This window comes from Actinocorallia lasiicapitis (genome assembly GCF_054778695.1).
Genome location: NZ_BAAGZI010000398.1, coordinates 1 through 5,223, shown reverse-complemented (window position 1 = coordinate 5,223; position 5,223 = coordinate 1). Strand labels below are relative to the sequence as shown.

The 5,223-nt window shown below is 72.8% G+C and carries 6 protein-coding genes and 1 pseudogene; 1 reads left to right on the top strand and 6 read right to left on the bottom strand.

Features of this window, described 5'->3' with window-relative positions; translation table 11 throughout:
* The 3 genes and pseudogenes from ACYVE7_RS28645 to ACYVE7_RS28635 form a co-directional block, all read right to left on the bottom strand.
* Window positions 1-186 (bottom strand): annotated as a pseudogene (locus ACYVE7_RS28645) (Rv2231c family pyridoxal phosphate-dependent protein CobC); the annotation flags it as partial.
* A 2-nt stretch (window positions 187-188) separates the two neighbouring features.
* Complete coding sequence (locus tag ACYVE7_RS28640; RefSeq protein WP_460368942.1) at window positions 189-776, bottom strand: precorrin-8X methylmutase; 588 nt, start codon at window positions 774-776, stop codon at window positions 189-191.
* A gap of 14 nt (window positions 777-790) precedes the next feature.
* Window positions 791-1,168: a cobalamin biosynthesis protein gene (locus tag ACYVE7_RS28635; protein ID WP_460368940.1), complete on the bottom strand. Its 378-nt coding sequence runs from the start codon at window positions 1,166-1,168 to the stop codon at window positions 791-793.
* 177 nt (window positions 1,169-1,345) lie between these two features.
* On the opposite strand from ACYVE7_RS28635, the gene ACYVE7_RS28630 reads away from it, so the two are divergent.
* The gene (locus tag ACYVE7_RS28630) at window positions 1,346-1,963 is read left to right on the top strand and encodes a DUF4328 domain-containing protein (protein ID WP_460368938.1); all 618 of its coding nucleotides are present in this window, start codon (window positions 1,346-1,348) and stop codon (window positions 1,961-1,963) included.
* Here the strand turns inward: ACYVE7_RS28630 and cbiE are convergent.
* The 3 genes from cbiE to cobO are packed head-to-tail and all read right to left on the bottom strand — an operon-like array spanning window position 1,938 to window position 5,076.
* The gene (gene cbiE / locus ACYVE7_RS28625; RefSeq protein ID WP_460368936.1) at window positions 1,938-3,128 is read right to left on the bottom strand and encodes a precorrin-6y C5,15-methyltransferase (decarboxylating) subunit CbiE; all 1,191 of its coding nucleotides are present in this window, start codon (window positions 3,126-3,128) and stop codon (window positions 1,938-1,940) included. The genes ACYVE7_RS28630 and cbiE overlap by 26 nt on opposite strands.
* Window positions 3,125-4,477 carry a cobyrinate a,c-diamide synthase gene (locus ACYVE7_RS28620; protein ID WP_460368934.1) on the bottom strand — a complete coding sequence of 451 codons (1,353 nt, stop codon included), beginning with the start codon at window positions 4,475-4,477 and terminating at the stop codon, window positions 3,125-3,127. Before ACYVE7_RS28620 ends, cbiE begins: the two co-directional genes overlap by 4 nt.
* Window positions 4,474-5,076 (bottom strand): cob(I)yrinic acid a,c-diamide adenosyltransferase, encoded by a 603-nt coding sequence (gene cobO / locus ACYVE7_RS28615; protein ID WP_460368931.1) that lies wholly within the window; start codon window positions 5,074-5,076, stop codon window positions 4,474-4,476. The genes ACYVE7_RS28620 and cobO overlap by 4 nt, the downstream gene beginning before the upstream one ends.
* Window positions 5,077-5,223 lie beyond the last annotated feature (147 nt).

Here is a 5,223-nt window from a genome sequence, read left to right as displayed (position 1 = left end):
GCCGTGGTGGCGGGCGACGGCGGCACGGGCGGACGTCGCGTCCGGGTAGGCGGCGAGGTCGTCGAGCGAGGCGGCGATGATCTCGCGGAGCCAGGGCGGCGGGGCGTCCTGGCGGACGTTGACGGCGTAGTCGAGCAGGCCCGCACCGATCTCGGCGTCGCCGTGGTGGCGCAGGTCCGGTTCCACGGTCAGCCCTCGAAGTACAGCAGGGCGTTGAGCGCCGCCGCCGCGACCGTCGCGCCGCCCTTCTCGGTGACATTACTGACCTGCGGCAGCCCGCTGCCGCGCAGCTTCGCCTTGGCGTCGGCGGCCCCCACGAAGCCGACCGGCAGCCCGATCACCAGCCCGGGCCGCACCCCCCGCAGGATGATCTCCTCGAGGGCGCTGGCCGCGCTGCCCACGACCCAGATCGCCCCCGGCCCGACCTCGGCGTACGCCAGCCGGACGGCCGCGGCGGCGCGCGCGATCCCGGCGGCCTTCGCCATCCGCGCGGCCGACGGATCGTTGATCGGGCAGACCGTGGGCCGCTCGGTGATGCCCGCGGCGACCGTCGGGACGTCCGTGACGATCGGCGCGCCCGACCGCAGCGCCTGCAGCCCGTGCAGCAACTGCCGTTCGTCGGTGATCAGGTCGACGGCGTACTCGAGATCGGCGCTCGCATGGATGACCCGTTCCACAACAGCCCGCCACAGAGGGGGCATCGGCGACAGATCCACGCGCGAGCGCAGGATCTCGTACGACGCGACCTCGATGGGGTGTGGCTGACGTACGGTCATCCGGAAGCCTCCTCTTACGCCTTGACCCGTGCCAGTGCCGCGGTCGCCCGCGCCGACCGCCGCTTCCCGACGACCAGCTCGGCGAACCGCCCGGCCCCCGCCAACGCGGCGGCCTCGGCGACGCTCGGCGTCCCCACGGCTCGCGCCACGGTCTCGGCGGGCGCGGGAACCGGCACAGCGGTCAGCGTATCGGCACTGAAGATCCGCATTTCCCACTGATACCGCTCACACAACTCCATCATCGCCCCTTCCCGCTCTTTCCCCACAAGAGTGGACAGCAAGATCACCTGACCGTGACCGATCCCGGCCTCGGCCAGCACCTCCCCCACCAGCGCGTCAAGCTCCCCGAACCCGACCCCGCGCCGCATCCCCACTCCCACGACGAACCCCACCCCACCTCCCAGCGAACCACAATCCTGACAAACCAGTCATCCGATAGAAATCCGCATCAGCACACCCCAGACCCGGGGCGACTGTCCCGGCTGGAGCATGGTGACTGAGGACGTAGGGTTCCGGCCGTGAATGGCCTGGTCAGCACTGCCCCTCAGCCGAACGCGGCGCTTCAGCCGATGACGATGCCGACGCGCGTGGTCGTCGCCGCCCTGGGAGTGTGCGGACTGCTCCTCGGCGCGAACATGGTCGCAGCCCTCGATCGGGCCTTCCTCGGCGGGGGCCGTGCCGAGTATCTGCACCTCACCGCCAAGATCGGCAAGGTGGGCGGGATCGCGATGTTCGCGACCGGGCTGCTCTTCCTCTGGTGGCTCTTCAAGGCCAGGGACAACGCGTCGGCGATCAGCCCGCGCCCGCACCACTGGAGCCCGAGCTGGGTGTTCTTCGGATGGATCCTCCCGATCGGCCAGCTGTGGATCCCGCGCCGGGTCATCAAGGACATCTGGCTGGCCAGCGACCCCTCCGACCCGCGGCCCGACCCGCCCACCCCGCCGCCGGTCAACGGCTGGTGGGTGGCCTTCCTGCTCGGCGGAGGAGGGTTCGTCTCGGACGGGACCCTCTGGCCGAAGGCCACGGCCGTCCACGACGTCGGCGCGGACAGCGCGGCGACGGCCCTGCTGATGCAGAGCGCGCTGGGGATCGTCGCGGCGGTCCTGGCGGCGCGGATCGTGCTGCGGATCAGTGCGTTGCAGGAGAGGCACCGGGCCGAGGTCAGGGGCGGGTTGCGGAGAGGATGAAGATGGGGTTGAGGGCGGCTAGGCGGTGGGTGGCGTCGGGGAGGGGCTTGAGGCGGGACGCGGAGAGCTGGACGGCGTCGGCGTCGTAGCCGTGGGAGCGGAGGAGGGCGAGGGCGGCGGGGACGCGGTCGACGGCGGCGAGGGTCACGACCGTGGTGCGGAGGGCTCGGGCGGCGCAGGCGTCGATGACGTCCAGGCCGCCGCCGCCGACGAAAGCCGCATCGGGATCCGGGAGGTACTGGAGGACGTCGGGGGCCTCGCCACGGGAGACCGCCACCTTGACGTGGTGGGCCTGGACGTTGCGGCGGATCCGCTCGCAGGCGGCCTCGTCGCGTTCGACGGCGATCACCGCGGCGCCGAACCGGGCGCACTCGATGCCGACGGAGCCGCTGCCCGCGCCGATGTCCCAGACCAGGTCGCCGACGCGCGGCCCGATCCTCGCCAGCACCAGCGCCCGCACCTCCGCCTTGGTGATCTGCCCGCCGCGCGCCTCGAAGGACTCCTCGGGCAGCGCCCAGCCGCCTGGGCCCGGACGTCCGCCGGCCAGCCAGCCCATCGGGCCGACCACACGCCGCGGATCGTAGACGATCACGACGTTGGGGTCGCGCCACGGCCTGGTCGTGGCCTCGGCGGGCCGGACGGCCGTGACCCGCTCGTCGGGGCCGCCGAGATCCTCGCAGACGACGAAGGTCCGCGGCGTCTGCGGATGCAGCTCGCGCGCCAGTTCGGCGGGGCCCGCGCCCGGCGCGGTCAGCACGGCGACCTTGCCGAACGCCCGGCACACGTTGACGGCCCGCCGCAGTTCCCGCCCGTGTGCCGAGACGACCATCGCGTCGTCCCAGCTCATGCCCGCTTTCGCGAACGCCCGCGCCACCGACGACAGCGCCGGGACGACGGTCACCCGGTGCCCGCGCTCCCGGATCGCCCGGACGATCCCGAAGAAACCGGGATCGCCGCTCGCCACGACGGCGACGGGGCCGTCGTGCGCTTCGAGCGCCTCGAACGCGGGCGGCAGCGGCCCGAGCACGACGGTCGGCACCCCGTCGGGCACCCGCGCGAGCTCCAGATTGCGCCGCCCGCCGATCACCAGAGTCGCCTCGTCGACGGCCGCCCGGCCTTCGGCGGACAGCTCCGTGCCGTCGATCCCGACCACCGTCACCCTCATGATCCGCCTCCGCAGGCCGCGACGTAACGTTCGGCGAACCAGGGTGTCCCCGCCCAGTGCAGATGCAAGTAGGACGCCAGGATCGGCCCGTCCACGAAACCCTCGGCCCCCTCGGACGTCCACTGCCAGCCGGCGGTCTCCCCGCGTCCCGGCGTGACGGCCGTCCGGTGGAACTCGTGGCCGCGCACCCGTTCACCGGCGCGCGCCACCACCGAGTCGGCGACGGCGACGGCGCTGCGGTAGCCGAGCGTCAACCGCGACGTCATCTCGCCGGAGGCGTCCACCCGTCCGGCCATCGGCACCCCGTCCAGGGCTTTCGTCAGGTAGAGCAGACCGGCGCACTCGGCGTAGATCGCCCCCGTGAACCCCTTGATCTCCTCCAGCAGCCCCTGGTTGGCCGCGAGATCCGCGGCGTACACCTCGGGGAACCCGCCGCCGATCACCAGCCCGCGCGCCCCTTCGGGCAGCCGCTCGTCCCGCAGCGGATCGAACACCACCACCTCGGCGCCCGCCGCCCGCAGCAGCTCCACCTGCTCGGCGTACCCGAACGTGAACGCCGCCCCGCCGGCCACCCCCACCACCGGCCGGTGCCCGCCGGACCGGCCTTCCACCACGGCGTGGGGGGACCAGGGGGTGGCGGACAGGGGCGGCGCCGAGTGGGCCAGGGCGAGGAGGGCGGGAAGATCGCAGGAGGCGGCGATGAGGTCGGCGAGACGGGTGACCGTCGACAGGGCGTCGGCGTGACGTTCGGCGACGGGGACGAGACCCAGATGGCGGGAGGGCGTGGCCAGGTCGGCGTGGCGGCGCAGCACCCCGAGGACGGGCACGCCGAGCGCCTCGACGGCCTCACGGCAGATCTCCTCGTGCCGGTCGGAGCCGATCCGGTTGAGGATGACCCCGCCCAGCCGGATCCGCCCTTCGGACCCTGAGTCGAAGGTCATGAAGCCGTGGACGACCGCCGCGATGGACCGGGCCGCCGACGCGCAGTCCACGACCAGGACGACGGGCGCCGCCAGCAGCTTCGCGACATGCGCCGTCGAGGCGAAGTCCCCCTGGCCGACGGCGCCGTCGTACAGCCCCATCACGCCCTCGATGATCGCGACGTCGGCGTCGGCCGCGCCGTGCAGGAACAGCGGCGCGATCAGCTCCTCGGACGTCAGATACGGGTCGAGGTTGCGGCCGGGACGGCCGGTCGCGAGCGCGTGGTAGCCGGGGTCGATGTAGTCGGGGCCGACCTTGTGGGGCGAGACGTCCAGGCCCTGGGCGGTCAGCGCGGCCATCAGCCCGGTCGCGACCGTCGTCTTGCCGCCCCCGGACGCGGGGGCGGCGATCACCAGCCGAGGGATCACCACTCGATGCCCCGCTGGCCCTTCTGACCCTGGTCCATCGGGTGTTTGATCTTGGTCATCTCGGTGACGAGATCAGCGAACTCCATGAGCCGAGGGTCGGCGTCCCGTCCGGTGATCACGACGTGCTGGGTGCCGGGACGGTCCCGGAGGGTCGCGATGACGTCCTCCACGTCCACCCAGCCCCATTTCATGGGATAGGTGAACTCGTCCAGCACGTACATGCCGTACTTCTCGGCCGCCAGATCCCGTTTGATCTGCTCCCAGCCCTCGCGGGCGTCGGCCGCGTGGTCGGCTTCGGAGCCCGGACGCTGGATCCACGACCAGCCCTCGCCCATCTTGTGCCAGTCCACCACCGCCCCCTCCCCCGACTCGCCGAGCACCACCAGCGCCCGCTCCTCGCCGATCCGCCACTTCGCGGACTTCACGAACTGGAACACCCCGACGGGCCACCCCTGGTTCCAGGCGCGCAACGCCAGCCCGAACGCCGCCGTCGACTTGCCCTTCCCCGGCCCCGTGTGCACGATCACCAGCGCCCGGTTCCGCCGCTGACGCGTCGTCAACCCGTCCTCTGGCACATACTCCGGCTTACCCTGCGGCATCCTCCGCCACCTCTCTGCGTCGAAATCGTCTGTCCTCGGACGGGCTGCGCCGTCAAGCGGCGCGGCCGCGCCGGACGGTCCCCGCCAGGGCGTCCAGCGCGTCGAGGGGCACCAGCTCGGCGCCCATCCGGGCGGCCAGCCTGCCCG